The 19,654-nt window shown below is 45.6% G+C and carries 13 protein-coding genes; 5 read left to right on the top strand and 8 right to left on the bottom strand.

Features of this window, described 5'->3' with window-relative positions:
• Positions 1-116 precede the first annotated feature (116 nt).
• On the top strand, positions 117-2,765 hold the full coding sequence (locus tag VME0621_RS21655; RefSeq protein WP_062463054.1) for a penicillin-binding protein 1A: 2,649 nt from the start codon (positions 117-119) through the stop codon (positions 2,763-2,765).
• Positions 2,766-2,861: 96 nt separating this feature from the next.
• Here VME0621_RS21655 and oxyR read toward each other — a convergent pair whose 3' ends face one another.
• Positions 2,862-3,746 carry a DNA-binding transcriptional regulator OxyR gene (oxyR, locus tag VME0621_RS21650; RefSeq protein WP_006071140.1) on the bottom strand — a complete coding sequence of 295 codons (885 nt, stop codon included), beginning with the start codon at positions 3,744-3,746 and terminating at the stop codon, positions 2,862-2,864.
• A 161-nt stretch (positions 3,747-3,907) separates the two neighbouring features.
• Between oxyR and VME0621_RS21645 the strand changes: the two genes are divergently transcribed.
• A complete protein-coding gene (locus tag VME0621_RS21645; RefSeq protein WP_006071142.1) occupies positions 3,908-4,636 on the top strand; it encodes a redoxin family protein in 729 nt (242 codons plus the stop codon).
• Between the two features lie 83 nt (positions 4,637-4,719).
• Here VME0621_RS21645 and VME0621_RS21640 read toward each other — a convergent pair whose 3' ends face one another.
• The 5 genes from VME0621_RS21640 to argC all read right to left on the bottom strand — a co-directional run bounded on the left by VME0621_RS21640 (position 4,720) and on the right by argC (position 10,631).
• On the bottom strand, positions 4,720-5,076 hold the full coding sequence (locus VME0621_RS21640) for a RidA family protein (protein WP_006071144.1): 357 nt from the start codon (positions 5,074-5,076) through the stop codon (positions 4,720-4,722).
• 307 nt (positions 5,077-5,383) lie between these two features.
• Positions 5,384-7,258 (bottom strand): argininosuccinate lyase, encoded by a 1,875-nt coding sequence (gene argH, locus VME0621_RS21635; protein ID WP_062463057.1) that lies wholly within the window; start codon positions 7,256-7,258, stop codon positions 5,384-5,386.
• A gap of 265 nt (positions 7,259-7,523) precedes the next feature.
• Positions 7,524-8,741: an argininosuccinate synthase gene (locus tag VME0621_RS21630; protein ID WP_006071150.1), complete on the bottom strand. Its 1,218-nt coding sequence runs from the start codon at positions 8,739-8,741 to the stop codon at positions 7,524-7,526.
• Between the two features lie 81 nt (positions 8,742-8,822).
• Positions 8,823-9,611 carry an acetylglutamate kinase gene (gene argB, locus VME0621_RS21625; protein WP_062463060.1) on the bottom strand — a complete coding sequence of 263 codons (789 nt, stop codon included), beginning with the start codon at positions 9,609-9,611 and terminating at the stop codon, positions 8,823-8,825.
• A gap of 15 nt (positions 9,612-9,626) precedes the next feature.
• The gene (argC, locus tag VME0621_RS21620; RefSeq protein ID WP_062463063.1) at positions 9,627-10,631 is read right to left on the bottom strand and encodes an N-acetyl-gamma-glutamyl-phosphate reductase; all 1,005 of its coding nucleotides are present in this window, start codon (positions 10,629-10,631) and stop codon (positions 9,627-9,629) included.
• A gap of 181 nt (positions 10,632-10,812) precedes the next feature.
• On the opposite strand from argC, the gene argE reads away from it, so the two are divergent.
• The 3 genes from argE to VME0621_RS21605 all read left to right on the top strand — a co-directional run bounded on the left by argE (position 10,813) and on the right by VME0621_RS21605 (position 15,693).
• Positions 10,813-11,952, top strand: coding sequence for an acetylornithine deacetylase (argE, locus tag VME0621_RS21615; protein ID WP_062463066.1), 1,140 nt, complete (start codon positions 10,813-10,815; stop codon positions 11,950-11,952).
• A 182-nt stretch (positions 11,953-12,134) separates the two neighbouring features.
• Entirely contained in the window at positions 12,135-14,768 is a 2,634-nt protein-coding gene (ppc, locus tag VME0621_RS21610; protein WP_062463074.1) for a phosphoenolpyruvate carboxylase, read from the top strand.
• A 385-nt stretch (positions 14,769-15,153) separates the two neighbouring features.
• On the top strand, positions 15,154-15,693 hold the full coding sequence (locus VME0621_RS21605; RefSeq protein WP_006071159.1) for a PadR family transcriptional regulator: 540 nt from the start codon (positions 15,154-15,156) through the stop codon (positions 15,691-15,693).
• Positions 15,694-15,814: 121 nt separating this feature from the next.
• Here the strand turns inward: VME0621_RS21605 and metF are convergent, their stop codons facing one another.
• Positions 15,815-16,705: a methylenetetrahydrofolate reductase gene (metF, locus tag VME0621_RS21600; RefSeq protein ID WP_006071160.1), complete on the bottom strand. Its 891-nt coding sequence runs from the start codon at positions 16,703-16,705 to the stop codon at positions 15,815-15,817.
• A gap of 514 nt (positions 16,706-17,219) precedes the next feature.
• Positions 17,220-19,646 carry a bifunctional aspartate kinase/homoserine dehydrogenase II gene (locus VME0621_RS21595; protein WP_062463068.1) on the bottom strand — a complete coding sequence of 809 codons (2,427 nt, stop codon included), beginning with the start codon at positions 19,644-19,646 and terminating at the stop codon, positions 17,220-17,222.
• Positions 19,647-19,654: the final 8 nt, after the last annotated feature.

Raw genomic sequence — 19,654 nt, 5'->3', positions numbered from 1 at the left:
GTGAAAAGGTTGAGATCGACGCTCAAATAAGCGTTAATTAACCCTAATAGGTAAATTTTTGGTCTAGAGTACAAGTAATTGCCTACCCATAACCTTAATTAATCAGGGAATCTCCGGTGAAGTTCATAAAGAGACTGTTGGTTTTTGCATTGATTTGCATGCTGCTTGGAGTCGGTACCATCTTCGGGTTTTACTACTACGTAAAACCTGAGTTACCCGACGTTGCAACGTTAAAAGATGTACAGCTACAAACTCCAATGCAGGTGTTTAGCCAAGATGGGAAGTTGATCGCACAGTTTGGCGAAAAGCGTCGTATTCCAATATCTTACGATGAGATCCCTCAAGAGCTTATCGATGCGCTGATTGCGACGGAAGACAGTCGCTACTACGACCACTATGGTTTTGACCCAATTGGTATTACACGTGCTGCAGTAGCCGTCATTGCTTCTGGTAGCGCGTCTCAAGGTGCGAGTACCATTACCCAACAGTTAGCTCGTAACTTCTTCTTATCTAACGAGAAGAAGGTCATGCGTAAAATTAAAGAAATCTTTATTGCGGTACACATTGAGCAATTGCTAAGCAAGCAAGAGATCATGGAGTTGTACGTCAATAAAATCTTCCTAGGTTATCGCTCATACGGCTTTGGTGCAGCAGCACAAGCTTATTTTGGACGCGACCTTAAAGATCTAACGCTAAGTGAAATTGCCGTGCTGGCTGGTTTGCCTAAAGCGCCATCAACAATGAACCCGATCTATTCGGTCGAGCGTGCAACGCAGCGCCGCAACGTGGTGCTCTCTCGTATGTTGTCAGAGAAGTACATCACTCAAGCGCAATTTGATGAAGCTCGTGCCGAACCTATTATTTCTCAATATCATGGTGCAGAGATCGAACTCAGCGCACCTTATGTAGCAGAAATCGCTCGCGCTTGGATGGTAAGTCGCTATGGTGAAGCCGCGTATGAATCTGGTATGCGCATCACCACAACCGTTGACTCTAAGCTGCAAAAAGCGGCTCATATTGCTGCCATCAAAAACTTACTTAGCTACGATGAACGTCACGGCTATCGCGGTGCTGAAAAAGTACTTTGGAAACCAGACCAAACAGCGATGAGCCAAGAAGAGATCGCCAAACATCTTCGCAGCCAGCCAACATATGGCGAGCTACGCCCAGCCGTTGTTGAGAAGGTCGAAGGTAAAACAGCTACGGTATACGTTAAGAGCTACGGCGAGCAAACCATTGATTGGGACAACATGAAATGGGCACGTAAGTTTAGAACCGATGACCGTCAAGGCGATGCACCTAAAACAGCGTCAGATATCGTAGCGGTTGGTCAGCAAATTTGGGTACGCGCTGCCGATTTAGACGGTACACCAGATGTGGCTCCTGAAGATAAAGAAGTACAAACCGAGGAAGGCGAGATACCAGAACCCGTAGCGATTACGTGGCGTTTAAGCCAGGTTCCGAATGCAAATACTGCTTTCGTCGCTATCAACCCTGAAAATGGTGCTGTGCTTTCTCTAGTTGGTGGTTTTAACTTTGTTCACAGCAAGTTTAACCGCGCTACTCAGTCAGTAAGACAAGTAGGTTCTAGTATCAAACCATTTATCTATGCCGCTGCATTGGATAAAGGGATGACACTGGCAAGCCTAGTCAATGATGCCCCAATCAACAAATGGGACAAGAGTGCAGGTACCGCATGGCGCCCGAAAAACTCACCACCGACCTATACTGGCCCTACTCGTCTAAGAATTGGTCTAGCACAATCTAAGAACGTCATGGCTGTACGAGTGCTACGTGAAGTTGGTTTAGATGAAACTCGTGATTACCTGACTCGTTTTGGCTTTGATAAATCGAAGCTACCACGTTCAGAAACGATTGCTTTAGGTGCAGGTAGTTTGACACCTGTCCAGATGGCACAAGGTTTCTCAGTATTTGCCAATGGTGGTTACTATGTAGAGCCTTATTACATCAGTAAGGTTGAGGACCCATTTGGTAAGGTAGAGTTCGAAGCGAATCCAAAAGTAGTGTGCCACCAAGACTGTCCACAAATGCAAGCACCTGAAATGAACAGTGCAAGCAATGATGACAGTGCAGCACCAAGCATTGAAGAAGCGACAAACGCGACAGAGCTTACACCAGTCGACATTGCTCAGTTCAATGAGGAGGACATGAACTCGGACGAACCACGCTATGCGCCAAAAGTTCTGTCAGAACAAACTGCGTTCTTAACTCGAGAAATGCTCTACAGCAACGTCTGGGGTGGCGGTAACTGGCGAGAAGGCACTGGCTGGAACGGCACTGGTTGGCGAGCTCAGAAACTCAAGCGTCGTGATATCGGTGGTAAAACCGGTACGACTAATGACTCGAAAGATGCATGGTACAACGGTTATGGTCCAGGTATTGTTGCCACTGCGTGGGTTGGCTTTGATGACCACCAGCGTAAGCTAGGTCGCACCACAGCAAACCCGAACTTAGGTAAAAACCAAATTACTGGCGCAGAAGCTGGTGCTAAGACTGCGCAACCAGCTTGGGTTGATTTTATGCATGTTGCTTTAGAAGGTCACCCTCAACAAGCGAAGCAAATCCCGAATGACATTACTCGTGTTCGTATTGATCGTGATTCAGGAATGCTAACCAATAAGACCGATGGTTCTACCATGTTTGAATACTTCAAAATTGGTACCGAACCAAAAGAGTATGTCCAAGACAGCCTCACTGACACCTTATATTCAAGCGATGAATCGGGTGGCGATAGTCTGTTCTAAGTTTGAACGATGAATAAGAAAAAAGGGGCGTTTACGCCCCTTTATAATATCTGAGAGTTGCCATTTTTAGCAGTATCAACACAGCTAGCCTGATCGTTAGCTTAAATACTCGGTAATCGCCTTAGCCAACTTTTCAAACCTTGCGCGAAGCGGCGAACCTGGTCGATAAGCAAGGACAATACTTCGAGAAGGCGTTGGATTAATGGCAGTCACATAACAAACACCATCTTTCACTTTTTCTGTCGGTAAGGAGAGCTCTGGCAATAAAGTAATACCTGCGCCCGCTGCCACCATATTTCGTAGAGTCTCAAGGCTCGTCGCCTTAAAACGCTCGTCATCCCGAGCGCCGGCAGCAAAACAGAAGCCTAATGCCTGGTCGCGTAAACAGTGTCCATCGCCTAATGAGAGTACGGTCTGGCCATTCAACTCTGCCATTTCGATCTGGTCCTTGTTGGCCCATTCGTGATCACAAGGTACAGCCACACTCATTGGCTCGTTATACACTTCAATTTCTTTAAAAGGTGCTGTTTCTGGTACCGAAGCCAGAACTAAACAATCCAATTTACCTTCTTCCAACTGTCTTACTAACTGATGAGTTTGCGCTTCATGCAAATAAAGCTCTAGCTCCGGAAATGCATCTTTCAGCTTAGGGATGATTTTAGGAAGTAAATAAGGTCCAACTGTGGGAATGAAACCAATGTGCATAGGCCCAGTCATTTCACCGCTCTGCCCTGCCGCCATCTCACGAAACGTTTTCACTTCTTTTAACACACGCTTAGCCTGCTCCACCAACTGCAGACCTGCATCAGTGAATAACACTCTTCGACTGCTGCGTTCGAGCAGTGAGGTGCCAATTTCATCTTCGAGTTTACGAATTTGACCACTTAAGGTCGGCTGACTGACAAAACATGCCTCAGCAGCCTTACGAAAATGCTTGTGTTCCGCTAGAGCGACGAGGTACTCAAAATCGCGAATGTTCATTGCTGACTCCGATAGAATATAGCTATCGATACCATAACAATAAACGATTAGAACTATCAATCCATTTTTTTGATAATGGTCTCAACGAAGCACAGCAGTAAGCGCTAAGCTCACAGAGATTTTCAAGTTAATCGAATTTAAGATTCCATAAGGACAAGATTATGTTTGCATCTAAAGAAGGCCAAGCCGTTCCTCAAGTGACATTTCCAACTCGTCAAGGTGACGCATGGGTTAATGTAACCACTGATGAACTTTTTAAAGGTAAAACGGTTATCGTATTCAGCTTGCCGGGTGCTTTCACACCAACCTGTTCTTCTAGCCACTTGCCACGTTACAATGAACTGTTCCCAGTCTTCAAAGAACATGGCGTAGATGAAATTCTTTGTGTGTCTGTAAATGATACATTTGTAATGAACGCTTGGAAGAACGACCAAGAAGCTGAGAACATCACCTTCATCCCAGATGGCAATGGTGACTTCACTGAAGGCATGGGTATGCTGGTTGAGAAAAACGATCTTGGCTTTGGTAAGCGCTCATGGCGCTACAGCATGTTGGTGAAAGATGGCATCGTAGAAAAAATGTTTATCGAACCAAACGAGCCAGGTGACCCGTTCAAAGTCTCTGATGCAGATACTATGTTGGGCTACATTGCTCCTGATTACCGAACTCAAGAATCAATCACAGTATTCAGTAAACCTGGTTGTCCGTTCTGCATGAAAGCAAAACAGAACCTGATTGACCACGGCTTGCAATATGAAGAGGTCATTCTGGGTAAGGATGCAACAACGGTAACACTGCGCGCTATCTCTGGCCGTACTACAGTTCCACAAGTCTTTATCGGTGGTAAACACATTGGTGGTAGCGAAGAACTAGAAGCTTATCTAGGCTAAAGTTTCTTATACTCAAATAGACACTAAAAAAGCGAGTCCCATATGGGCTCGCTTTTTGGTTTCATCTTAGGGTAGCTTTTGGCTTACTTTGTCTCAATTTCAGCGGCAATAACAGAAATCTCCACCAACAACGCTTCACGCGCCATATCACCAGTCACACAAGCACGAGCTGGAGCAAAACCAGCGGGGACCCAAGCATCCCATACCGCGTTCATTGCTTGGAAATCTTGCATGTCTTTTAGGTAGATAGTTGCCGACAGCATGTGTTCTTTGTCACTACCTGCTTCCAAGAGCAACGCTTCAACCTTATCGAGCATGGTTTGTGTCTGCTCTGTAATATCTTTCGTCGCGTCTGCACAAACTTGACCACATAGGTAAATAGTACCGTTGTGCTTAACAATGCGGCTCATGCGCTCTTTCGTATGGATGCGTTCAATCATTCTTATCTTCTTAGTCTCAGAGGACGGCTTATAGTGAAACAGGAAAGCGTATTCTAACGGATTCGATAGAAGTTCAACACGGCTACACTGTGACATGCTTGGCGATAACAGAATTCAATCAAAGATTTGCCGAACGGCAGAAAGAAAAAAGCCCCGTAGTCAACCTTGACTCGGGGCCTTCTTAGATTCTTCTAAGAAAAAGCAGTGGTACTTTAATAGACCGCGCCTTTTCTTAATTGTTCCCAGAAAAATGATCTTTTTTTAAAGTTTTTTCGATCTTTTTCTTACTCACTTATTTTTCAATGAGTTAGGCAACATTCATCTTAGTAATTATTTGCTCTACTAAGTTAACTTCCAACGCTACCTCATCGCAAGCATGCTGTCTTGGACACTGATCACAGTCTTTCAGAACTTTCTCAGGCAATAGCGTCTTCGACGTTGGAATGAAATCATGCTTCATAAAGAACTCTGGCGTACGGGTCAGTACAAAGACCTTCTTAATCGCCATCTTACGCGCTTTCTCAACCAGGTGTTGCACAATAGCAGTACCTTGCCCTTGACCTTGCCAACCTGCTTCGACACCTAGTGAGCGAATTTCAGCCAGTCCTGAGTCATACACATACAAGGATGCACAACCTGTTACTTCCCCATGATGCTCTGCTACCGCAAATGAACCAATGTCACGCACTAGTTCATTACGACTGCGCGGTAAGTTCTCTCCAAGGTTAGCCCAATAAGCCACCATGCTTTCCAACGCATCGATATCAGTGAGTCTTGCAGAACGGACTTTCACTGCCGAGTTATCACGAGCACTTAGACGCTTCTCGGCCTGGTCAACTGCATAAGCCACTTGCTGAGGCGCAACACCACCTAAGGCACTACGTTTCTCAAGACAGCTTTCAATAGTAAGAATATCATACACGTCTTGTTCAATGACTGGAGAGAACTCTTGCAGCTCAGCAATAGATAATTCTTCTAGAGCACAGCCCTTAGCAATTGCACTCACCACCGCAACGCCAACAATATGGTGCGCCTCACGGAACGGAATACCTTTAGCAACCAGGTAATCAGCAAGCTCGGTCGAGTTTGCGTAACCTTGCTTCGCCGCTTCAAGAGTACGTTCACCATTTACCTTGATACCATCAAAACACAGTGCTGCCATTTCCATGCAGTCGTTCCAGGTATCTAGTGCATCGAATAGACCTTCTTTGTCTTCCTGCATATCTTTGTTGTAAGCAAGTGGCAACGCCTTTACTGTCATCATCATGCCAGCCAATGAACCATAGACACGGCCCGTTTTACCACGAATTAACTCAAGCGCATCCGGGTTCTTTTTCTGTGGCATTAGAGAAGAGCCAGACGTCACTGTATCTGCGAGCTCAATGAAATTAGATTCACCAGAGTTGTAGAAGATCATGTCTTCAGCGAGACGAGATAGATGCAACATCGAGATAGATGCGATAGACATCAGCTCCATAACATGGTCACGGTCTGATACGGAATCCAGACTATTACGTGTTGCTCTTCTGAAACCAAGGTTATGAGCTAGCTGCTCACGATCCATCGGATAAGCCGTCCCAGCAAGTGCTCCTGAGCCTAATGGGCATGTATCCAGACGCTTGATAGCATCTTCCAAACGCGAATAATCACGCTCAAACATCTCTACGTAAGCCAAACACCAATGGGCAAATGTCACCGGTTGAGCACGCTGCAAGTGAGTGTAGCCAGGAAGCACAGTATCTTGATGGACTCTCGCCACCTCAACCATTTGCGATTGCAGTCTATCTAAACCGAGTAATAGCTGTTGACCTTGCTGACGACACCATAACTTTAGATCGGTCGCTACTTGGTCATTACGAGAACGTCCAGTATGCAGTTTTTTTCCGAGGTCGCCGACTTTGCTAATAAGCTGTTGTTCAACCCAGCTATGAATATCTTCCGCATCAGAGCGTAAGATTTGCTTAGGGTTTTCCATGACCTCAAGCTTAAGTTCGTTTAATGCCAACTCAAGCTTTTGCTGTTCTTCCTCAGTTAATACATCCACCGATACCAGCGCTTTTGACCAAGCAATTGAGCCAACAATGTCTTGCTCAGCAAGTCGGTAATCAAAGCGCAATGAATCATTAAAGTCTTTGAATCTCGTATCTGCTGCTTGGGTAAATCTTCCGCCCCATAATGCCATCGTGTCTCTCCTAACTGCTCAATCTTCACTGCTTTGTTCGGCTTGAATCTGATGCAACTCAGTTTCTTTATTGTTAGGGTTCAACTTACGGCAAATTGAATTAAAAATAAAGTAAAAATTCATTTATTTCACATAAATATTCAAAATAAATCAATTTAGTGACTGACGTTGCGGCAAAAAACAAGAAACCCATTTGATATCAAATGGGTTTCGTTATTTCAATCAGTATAGCGAAGCATGCGATCTCATGCAGGGTGATATGAGATTACTTTCTCTTCACTTCGTTAAGAGCACGGATACGGCTTGAAAGTGAGTACAGGCGGATAAAGCCTTCTGCATGACTTTGGTCATACACTTCATCTTCACCAAACGTAGCAAACTCTTCGCAGTACAGGCTGTTCACACTGCGTTTTTGCGTCACAATAGCTTGACCTTTGTATAGTTTAATAACGACTTCACCGTTAACGTCTTGAGCAAGCTCTTCTGACGCCGCAAGAATTGACTTACATAATGGCGTAAACCAACGACCGTCATAAACAAGGTGCGACGCTTTAATACCTAGCTCTTCACGGAACTCAAACGACGTTTTATCCAAAACAAGTTGCTCAACCGCACGCAGCGCTTCCATCATAATAGTGCCCCCCGGAGTTTCATAACAACCACGAGACTTCATACCAACCAAACGGTTTTCAACGATATCAATACGACCAACACCGTGCTTCGCGCCTTTCTCATTTAGGTACACTAGCGCATTGTATGGCGTCATTTGCTCGCCATCGACAGCAACGACTTCACCTTGTTTTACTTCTAAAGTCACATACTCCGCTTCGTTTGGCGCTTGCTCTGGGTCAACAGTCCATACCCAGCAATCTTCATTTGGTGCATTCCAAGTATCTTCTAGAACACCACCTTCTGTAGAGATATGCCATGCGTTCGCATCACGTGAGTAAATCTTGGTCAGAGAAGCAGTACATGGAATATTACGCTCAGCCAGATAGTCTAAGCACTCCTCACGACTAACGAGATCCCATTCACGCCAAGGTGCTATCACTTTTAGGTCAGGAGCAAGCGCTGCAAATGCACCTTCAAAACGAACTTGGTCATTACCCTTACCTGTACAGCCATGACACAGCGCGTCCGCGCCTACTTTACGTGCCACTTCAACCTGAGCCTTCGCAATGATAGGACGTGCCATTGACGTGCCTAGTAGATATTTGCCTTCGTAATACGCACCCGTTTTTAACGTAGGGAAGATATAATCTGCGACCATTTCTTCTTTAAGGTCAGCGATGTAACACTCTGATGCACCCGATGCTTTGGCTTTTTCTTCAATGCCGATAAGCTCTTCTTCGCCCTGACCAACATCCGCCACGAATGCTACAACTTCACAGTCATAGTTTTCTTTTAGCCATGGAATGATTACAGACGTATCCAGACCGCCGGAATAGGCTACAACAACTTTTTTTACAGATGGTTTGCTCATGTTTCTCTCCTTGTCCGAGCCTGATTTTGGCGGTCAGTGCCTCGGGTTACTCAACTATTCAGATAACTGTTTTAACAAAAATTAATTGGGTACGAACTGGGTGCCGATGCTTTTACCAGCAAACAATTCGACTAACTTATTCGGATAACGCCACGTGGCGACTTCAATTGGACGGCCAAGATCGTTCGCCGCTTCCAGAGCAGCTTTAACTTTAACGATCATGCCGTCGGTAATCACTTTGCCTTCAATTAAGGCATCCGCCTCTTGCTGAGTTAAGCTCGGCAACAAATGACCTTTGCCATCTAGTACTCCACTCACATCAGAGAGCAGGACTAATTCCGCATCTAATGCACCTGCTACAGCAACAGCCGCTTGGTCCGCATTAATATTCATTAGCTGACCTTGATTATCAAGACCGATGGAGCTAATGATAGGCAGAGCACCGGTTTTGAGGACAGCTTGTAATACCGCAGGGTTACCTGGTTTCGCACTACCAACAGCACCCAGTTCAGGATCCAACTCGCTCACTTTACACAAGCCGCCATCAGCAAGGCTCAAACCCACCGCATTAATACCCGCTTTGATGGCATCACCTTGAAGCAACTTGTTGGCCGTACCAGCCAGTGCACCAGCAATCAATGGAATTTGGTCATAAGGAGTAACACGTAGCCCTTGCTTTTTTACTGTTGGAAGATTCAATTGCTTCATTAAATCATCCACCAGGTAGCCACCACCATGAACAATCACAATCTCGCGTTGAGCTTGTTTCTGATAGTCGGAGATTGCTGCAAACAGTTGCCCCAGTGTCTTTGAACAAGACAGCGCAGCACCACCTAATTTGATAACTAATGGTGTATTTTGATTACTCATTCCGCGTTCCTCGCTCTAGATAAGTGCCGTTAACTGGGCAAACTGGTTTTTAATGTTTAGGCACTGCATTGCTTGGCTCGATGCCCCTTTTAGCAAGTTATCAATGGCTGAAACAACAATGATATGTTGACCCTGTAGCTTCCAACCTAAGTCGCAGAAAGGGGTGTTCTCAACATCTTGAATTCTTGGAATCACATTCCCTTTAACGCGTACACCAGGCTGTCCTTGATACGCTGACGCGAATGCAGCTTCCACTTGTTCCTCAGTCACACCCTCATTGAGCTTCATGGTAATCGTTGCAAGGATGCCACGTTTAAAGTTGCCTAAATGAGGCGTAAAGATCACATCACAACCTAAGTGCGTAGCAATCTCTGGCTGATGTCTGTGATTGAACAACCCGTATGGTTGCAGGCTCACTTCACAAAAACTATTGGTCATGGTCGCTTTGCGGCCCGCACCTGTCACTCCACTAGTGGCGTTAATCACTGGCCACATTTGGGTATCGATAATGCCAGCTTCCAGCAAAGGCTTAATCGCCAGTTGCGAAGCGGTTGGATAACATCCCGGAACAGCAACTAATTGAGCCTGCTCGATATCTTGTGCATTCCATTCAGCTAAGCCATACGCCGCCTTGTCCAACCAGCTTTCATTTTGATGCTCAAAGCCGTAGAACGTGGTATAAAAATCGTCGGCTTTAACCCTATAAGCACCTGATAAGTCAAACACTTGGCAACCATGTTCTAAAAATTCTGGTGCCAAGTCATGACTGACTTCATGCGCTGTGGCAAGAAAAACAATATCGCATTCACTTGCCGCCTTTTTGACGTCGTTTAATGGTTGAACCGACATATCGACTAAGCCTGCAAGTTTGCCATGCAGTTGTGAAATCGGCTTACCTGCATCCACACTATTGGCGGACACGTATAAACCTGATAGCGTGAGTTCAGGGTGTTTTGTGACCATAAGAGCGAGCTCCGCTCCTGTGTATCCTGTTGCGCCAATAATGGTGGTTTTCAGCATTTCTCTACATCCGTTAATGAGTCTGTTGAACTAGGCTTGTTATATCGGTCTATGAACATGGCAATTAATGACTATAAATATAAAAAAAAGCTCTTTAATTGATTTTTTATTCATTAATTTTGATTTAATATGTGTTTTACCGTCTTAAGATTAATCTGTCAACAGTAGAAGCGAAGATAATATGCAATTACCCAGTTTTTTAGAGGTCTACAAAGGCCTAATTAGCACTCCTTCGATCAGCTCCACCGATCCGAGTTGGGACCATGGCAATGCAAAAGTCATCGAAAAGCTGGCGACTTGGATGAAGGATCTTGGCTTTGACGTTGAAGTTATCGAGGTAGAGCCAAACAAATTCAATATGATTGCGAAGAAGGGCCAAGGTGAAGGTGGCTTACTCTTAGCTGGCCATAGCGATACCGTACCTTTTGATGAAGGCCGTTGGAGCTTTAACCCTCATGACCTTACCGAAGCCAACGATCGTTTCTATGGTCTAGGAACGGCAGATATGAAGGGCTTCTTCGCCTTCATTTACGAGGCAGTGAAGAAAATTGATTGGAGCAAACAGACCAAACCTCTTTATGTCTTGGCCACGTGCGATGAAGAAACCACAATGCTTGGCGCACGACACTTTACGGATAATGCACCTTTCAAACCTGATTATTGCATTATTGGCGAACCAACCAGCTTGGTGCCTATCCGCGGTCATAAGGGGCATGTGGCTAACGCCATTCGTGTAACAGGAAAGTCCGGTCACTCGTCAGATCCTGCGCTTGGTGTCAATGCGATTGAGATTATGCACGAAGTGTTGTTTGCCATGATGAAGCTGCGTGATCGCTTAATCAAAGAATACCATCACCCTGGATTTGCAATACCTAGCCCAACCTTGAACCTTGGACATATTCACGGTGGTGACAGTGCCAATCGCATTTGTGGCTGCTGTGAGCTGCATTATGACGTCAGACCGCTACCGGGAATTAGCTTAGATGGACTGGATAATTTGTTACGAGATGCATTAAAAGAAGTCGAAGCTAAATGGCCAGGCAGGTTATCCATCACTGCGTTGCATGAACCTATTCCCGGATACGAGTGCGATCACCATCATCCGTTTGTTGGTGGCATGGAGGCACTATGCGAAATTCCGTCAGAAACGGTTAACTACTGTACTGAAGCACCATTCTTACAGCAATTGTGCCCTACTTTGGTGCTTGGACCAGGCTCTATTGACCAAGCACACCAACCTGATGAGTTCTTGAGTTTCGATTTTATCGATCCAACCATCAATATTTTGGCTAAATCTATACGCCAATATTGTTTCGAGTAACTTACAAGCTGTAATAAAATTTCAACAATTCAATGAATAAAGTTCACTAAGTGTGCGGATTTCGTGCCAACACGATAAACGCAAACTTGGTTTACTTTATTTGACTCGCACTAGCATTTTTAGCTAGATTGTGAGGCTGAGAAGGAATAATGGATGTAGTTAAATTACAAGGCAGGACGACTATGAACGAAAAATATGCCCCATTGAAGAGCAATGTTAGGATGCTAGGGCACTTGTTGGGTAACACCATCAAGGAAGCGCATGGAGACGAGATTCTCGAGAAAGTAGAGAAAATTCGTAAGCTTTCCAAATCCGTTGTGCGTGCAGGCAATGAAGCCGATCGTGAATTACTAATTGAAGAGATTACCAACCTGCCGAATGAGCAACTCACACCTGTCGCTCGTGCATTCAACCAATTTCTAAATTTGACCAACATTGCCGATCAATACCACACCATTTCACGTAGCTGTGAAGCAGATGTGTGTGAACCGGATCCAATTTCGTCATTATTTTCAAAACTAAGCCAAGAAAACATCAGCAAGCTCGATAGCGCTCAAGCGGTTCGTGATCTTAATATCGAACTTGTGCTAACGGCTCACCCAACCGAAATCACTCGTCGCACTATGATTAACAAGCTGGTGAAAATCAATGAGTGCTTATCTAAATTAGAGCTAAACGAACTTTCGGTTAAAGAACGTAAAAGAACCGAGCGTCGTCTGGAACAATTGATTGCCCAAAGCTGGCACTCAGATGTAATTCGTCAGCAACGCCCAACGCCACTTGATGAAGCAAAATGGGGCTTTGCGGTTGTTGAAAACTCGCTTTGGGAAGCAGTACCAGAATTCTTACGTGAATTTGATGAGAAGCTGAAAGGCTTCCTTGATGAAGGTCTGCCTATTGATGCGCGTCCAGTACATTTCTCATCTTGGATGGGGGGTGATCGCGACGGTAACCCATTTGTGACTCACAAGATCACGCGTGAAGTCATGCTTCTCTCTCGCTGGAAAGCAGCAGAACTTTACCTGAAAGATTTCCAAGAGCTGATCACTGAGCTCTCGATGGTCAAATGCAACGACCAAGTTCGTGAGCTTGCTGGCGAACAGCACGAACCATACCGTGCAATTCTAAAACCAGTACGTACGTTGTTAATGAATACCCTTGAAGTAATTGAAGCGCAAATCAATCGTCAAGAGGTGCCAAACAAACCGATTCTCGAAGATGCCGACCAACTTTGGCAACCGCTAATGGAGTGTTACAAGTCACTGCGTGAAAGCGGTATGGCTATCGTTGCCGACGGTTCACTGCTGGATACCCTACGCCGTGTTAAAGCGTTTGGTGTACACCTAGTACGTCTCGATATTCGTCAAGAAAGCACTCGTCACTCAGACGTTATCTCTGAGCTTACTCGCTACCTAGGTCTAGGCGACTACGACCAGTGGAGCGAGCAAGACAAAGTATCTTTCCTTATTAATGAGTTGAGCTCTAAGCGTCCATTGCTTCCTCGCGATTGGGAGCCATCGGAAGACGTTCAAGAAGTATTGGATACTTGCCGTGTTATCGCTTCACAATCTCGCGAAGCCTTCGGAGCCTATGTCATTTCTATGGCACGTACTGCCTCCGATGTACTGGCTGTCCACCTAATTCTTCAAGAGTGTGGTTGTAAGTTCCGTATGGACGTGTGTCCGCTCTTTGAAACGCTAGACGACCTGAATAATTCTGAAGCTGTTATGAAGCAGCTGTTCGATATCGACTGGTATCGCGGCTACATTCAAAACCATCAAATGGTAATGATTGGTTACTCAGACTCCGCTAAAGATGCCGGTGTTATGTCGGCAGGCTGGGCACAGTACAGCGCTATGGAATCCTTGGTCGAAGTTGGCGAACAGGCCGGTATCGATATTACACTCTTCCATGGTCGTGGCGGTACCATCGGTCGTGGTGGTGCGCCTGCACACGCAGCACTGCTGTCTCAGCCACCTAAGAGTCTGAAAGGCGGCTTACGCGTAACTGAGCAAGGCGAGATGATCCGCTTTAAGCTTGGTTTACCAGAGATTGCCGTAAACAGCTTTAACTTATACGCCAGTGCGATTCTAGAAGCTAACCTTCTGCCACCACCAGAACCAAAACAGGCATGGCGTGACCTAATGGAAGTGCTCTCTGAAGTGTCTTGCGAAGCTTATCGTAAAGTAGTTCGTGGTGAACCTGACTTTGTTCCGTACTTCCGTCAAGCTACCCCTGAACTTGAGCTGGGCAAACTACCACTAGGTTCTCGTCCTGCGAAACGTAACCCTAATGGCGGTGTAGAAAGCTTACGTGCGATTCCTTGGATTTTCTCATGGAGTCAAAACCGCTTAGTTCTGCCTGCTTGGTTAGGGGCCGGAGAAGCGATTCAATACTCCATTGATAAAGGTCACCAAGCTCTGCTGGAAGAAATGTGTCGTGAATGGCCATTCTTCTCAACTCGTCTTGGTATGTTAGAGATGGTGTACACCAAGTGTAATATGGAAATCTCACGCTATTATGACCAACGCTTGGCTGCACCAGAGCTATTACCATTGGGTGATAAGCTGCGAGCCCAACTGCAGCAAGACATTAAAGCAGTACTTAATGTAGAGAACCATAACCACCTAATGCAGAGTGATCCTTGGGGTCAAGAATCGATTCGCTTGCGTAACACCTATGTCGAACCACTCAATATGCTTCAAGCTGAGCTGTTGTATCGAACTCGTCAAAGCGAAGACACTGAAGCTGAACTAGAAGAAGCGCTCATGGTAACTATCGCTGGCATCGCAGCAGGCATGCGAAACACCGGTTAGACGATATATTGTTTTACAAAAAAGACAAAAGGTCGCACATTGCGGCCTTTTATTTTTAGTGGCATACTTATTGAGAGTTTTGTTAGTTTTTTGAAGTGGTATCACGTTCTATTCCACTTCTTGCTTATAGAATTCGATATACTTACTTACCACTGTTCGATAAAACAAAAATACTATTATATCGACAGTACGGGTCACGTGATCACGTGACTTCCTAGGTGACAAAGGCTTAAAACAAGGTTACACGTGCCAACAAGATTGGCATTGCTCTTTTGCGCGAGTTTCCTGGAATCATTTTTGAATTCCAAGGCGTTTTCGCAGTCGTATATCTGCGAAGTGGAGCAACATAATTATTATTACGTTATTGACCATTTGGACTTAAGACATGTCACTACCACACGTAATCCTTACTGTTCTTAGCACTCGCGATGCGACGGGCTATGACATCACTAAGGAATTTTCTGCGAGCATCGGTTACTTCTGGAAAGCAAGCCACCAGCAAGTTTATCGTGAGCTAAACAAAATGGCCGACAAAGAACTGGTTACTTGCAAACTTGAACCCCAAGAAGGTAAACCAGATCGTAAAGTTTACTCAATCACTGACTCAGGCCGTAGCGCGTTAGGCGAATGGTTTGAACAACCAACGGTACACCCTACCGTACGTGATGAATTCTCAGCGAAGCTAGCGGCCTGTGCGGTACAACCATCAGCTGCATTCCGCATTCAACTTGAAGAGTTGATCGAAGAGTCGAAAAAGCTTGTTGCGCACTACCGTGAAATTGAAGCGGCCTACTACGCAACACCAAACACATTAGACAAACACGCTCGCCTTGAGCGTCTAACACTGCGCCGTAACCTACTTGCTCGTCAAGCTTGGTTAGAATGGGCAGAAGAAGCGCTGTCTGAATTAGAAGCGTTAGCGTAAACAAGTAGACAAGCTAGGGTCGTTAGCGACCTAGTTTGGTTCTTGAGTTCAAAAAAGCGTCAGGTGTATCGTAATACACCTGACGCTTTTTTGTTGGAATAGAGGGAGTCTTAAGAAATCACTATACCTGTGGACGTACACCTAATGTATGGCACAATGCGTAAGTCATTTCAGCACGATTTAGTGTGTAGAAATGGAAGTCCTTTACTCCTTCACGACTCAATACGCGAACCATATCAATCGCTTGACTCGCACCGACTAACTGACGAGTCACTGGGTCGTCATCTAAACCTTCAAACTGCTTCTGCATCCAACCTGGTACTTTTACCTTGTTCATGCCAGCAAAGCGTGACGCCTGTTTAAAGTTTGAAACAGGTAGGATACCCGGAACAATTTCCACGTCGATACCAGCGGCCACACAACGGTCGCGGAAACGCAGGTAACTTTCTACATCAAAGAAGAACTGAGTAATCGCTCGGTTTGCACCTGCATCCACTTTGCGCTTTAGGTTTAGTAGATCCGCTTGAGCACTCTTCGCTTCCGGATGCACTTCTGGGAAAGCCGCTACCGAAATATCGAAATCATGACGCGACTTTAGCAATTCGACCAGATCAGAGGCATACATATCCGGTTGGCCACCACCCGCTGGGATATCACCACGTAGCGCAACGATGTTCTTGATACCGTTGCTCCAATAATCCTCAGCAATATCAATAAGCTCATCACGAGACGCATCAATACAGGTCAGGTGCGGCGCCGCGACAAGTCCAGTCTCTGATTTAATTTCTTTGATAATTGAGTGAGTACGATCGCGCTCGCCAGAGTTCGCTCCATAGGTCACAGAAACAAACTTAGGTTGCAGCGTTTTTAGACGGTGAACAGATTTCCAAAGGGTTTCTTCCATTGTTGGCGTGCTCGGTGGAAAGAACTCAAATGAAACGTTGATATTGTCAGAAAGCTCAGCAATATTCTGGTTCAAAGCATCGATGTGTCCAGCGTGTGTGTATCCCATGGTTCTCTCCCTAAATACCAAGGTTAGTTATCCCATCCAACCTTAGATAAAACCTGTCTGTCTATAGCTAAATTTTATGTTTTGACGTTTAGACGTCTATATGTCTACAGAATGAAATGAATGGCATTTAAAGTCAATAGAGTCATTATGAATTTTTTTCATGTGCTTAGTTAAGGAAACTAAAGCAGAGTCACGCCCCTTAACTACACAACCATCTTCACCTCCTTGAAAAAGGAGATCTCCCACCGCGACTGGCTACCTTACCGTGAACGCAATACTCGCCTAAATAGCCGGGTAAACCTTACAGTTCTCAAACCACTAAAACAGAGCCATGCGCTTCAGAAGATCTTCACTTTCGTGAAGATGACGTATGCTGGGGCAAAAAGGAACATAAAGAAAAAGCAAAAAATAAAAAGACCCCTAATAATTGGTGTCCAATTATTAGGGGTCAGTTCAGTACCGCTAACCTAGAGATAGAGATAAAACGAACTCAAAACCAACAATTTGTTGTGCGTTAGAAGAAACTCGACATTAGGTTTAAATCTGACTGAATCGCACCGGCAGTTACTTCACGTCCCGCTCCCGGGCCACGAATTACTAAGGGGTTATCTTTATACCACTTACTTTCGATAGCAAAGATATTGTCACACGGCAGCAGATTGGCAAGTGCATGCTCTTTAGACAAAGCTTCAATACCGACACGAGCTTTACCTTGGCGATCAAGACGCGCCACATAACGCAGCACTTTGTCTTCACGCTGCGCCTTCTCTAGACGCTCTTGTAGGATTTCACTCAGTAGCTCTGCCTTTTCAAAAAAGCCATCCAGAGACAACTCCTTAAGCTCTTCCGGAACCAGTGACTCCACCGCTACTGCATCAGGCTCGATATCTAAACCAGATTCACGAGCAAGAATAACCAACTTACGCATCACATCTGAGCCATCCAGATCAGCGCGAGGGTCCGGTTCGGTCAAACCTTGTTGCCAAGCCAAATCCACCAGCTCACTGAAAGGCACGCTGCCATCAAATTGTTGGAACAACCAAGATAACGTCCCAGAAAAAATACCGGACAACGCCACAATATCGTCACCGCTTTCACGCAAATCGCGTACTGTATGGTTAATTGGTAACCCTGCGCCTACCGTCGCGTTATACAGCCAGTGACGACCCGTTTTCGAGAATGCATCTTGCACTGCGTGATAACTAACACTTGGTGCAGAACCCGCTACTTTGTTGGCAGAGATTAGATGCATACCATTTTCCGCAATGCTCTGATACTGCTCTGCTAGTGCAGGACTCGCCGTCACATCAAGAACAACAACTTCATCGTAACCTTGAAGATTAGCAAGCTGCTGTAACCAAACATCGCCTTGGTACGCCACAGCTTCATCCTCGTAGCGCTCCAGCACGGTTTGTTCATTAATGCCTTGATCATCAAGCCAATACGTTTGGCTATCCACCACGGCAACTAAGTTGAAACTCATTCCACGGCGCTTTTCTAGCTCGCTTTTCTGCTCTTTAAACAGCGCCAGCCAACTAGAGCCAATATTACCCTTGCCACATAAGGCGACAGCAACACGTTTTTGAGCTTGGAACAGCTGGGTGTGCACGGACTTAAGTAGAGGTTGAATGTCAGACTTTCTCAACACAGCAGCAAGACTTAACTTAGATTCTGCTTCCGAGAAAAACTCTACTGGCGCATGTTTAAGCTGCTGATAAAAACCGAAACAGTGGTTGGCATTCTTAGTCACACCAGCCCCTACAGCGGCCAACATGGAATACCCTTCTCTTAGCTTAATCTCCGCTTCAATGGCTAGGTCTTGCAACTCATTGAGTGCCCCGGATGCAATTTCTGCCGTATAAGCAAGGCGCAAACGTGCTTGGTCAGACTGTGCTTCATACGCTAGCGGCTCAAGCTGCGCTCGCTTCAAACCATTCAGCACTTCGTTTTGCGCGCGAGCAAAATCATGACCACTGGCGAATGCGAGGTCAATCAACAGTACTTCATCTAACGAGGTAATGATCTTAGCACCGCGCCCAGACGCCAGCACTCGTTCTATACGCGTAGAGCCTGACTCAGGTTGATAACTGCAACGTAAGTTCAAATCCATAACACTTTGCGCCACAGGTTGAAGCGTACGGCTATGTAGCACAGGGGCGGCCAAGCGAGCCAACTCACTAGCTTCATCCAGCCTTAATAATGGTAGAAGACAGGCATCGCTCACCACACGAGGGTCAGCACTATAAACCCCTGCAACATCACTCCAAATTGTCACGCAAGAGACTTCGGCAAGTGCTCCAATCACAGTCGCCGAATAGTCAGAACCATTTCGCCCTAACAAAACCGTCTCACCTTCATCGCTTTGCGCCATAAAACCGGTAATCACAATACGATGATGAGCATGCTGAGCCAACACATCTTTAATCAAAGCATAAGACTTCGCACGATCGACTTCCGGCTGTGTGCCAAATTCTGCTCGTAAGAAAGCGCGAGCGTCTTGCGCCACCGCAGGCAAATCAGATTGACGTAAAAGCGCAGCCAGTAATCTAGAGGACCATACTTCACCGTGACCAAGCACGGCCGCACGCTGCGCCTCACTCAAGGGATAGCTCAGTTCACCTAAAGTACTGAACTCATCACTAAGCTGCGATTTAAGCTGTTCAGCTTCATCACCTTGCAACAGTTCATCAATGAGCTCGATTTGGAACTGCCTTAAAGACTGAAGGTGTTCGTGAGCAATACGACCATCTTTATTGAGTGCATCGAGAAACTCAATTAAACGGTTTGTGGTTTTGCCTGCAGCAGACACCACAATTAGATCTTCATTGTGTGAGTAATCTTTAAGAATGGAAACGACACGACGATAACACTCAGGATCCGCCAAGCTACTGCCGCCAAATTTATGTAGTTGCTTCTTCGCCGGAGCGGGTGTGGTACTCATAACTCAAC

This window comes from Vibrio mediterranei (genome assembly GCF_900088415.1).
Classification (GTDB): domain Bacteria; phylum Pseudomonadota; class Gammaproteobacteria; order Enterobacterales; family Vibrionaceae; genus Vibrio; species Vibrio mediterranei.
This window is presented reverse-complemented; position numbering and strand designations above follow the sequence as displayed.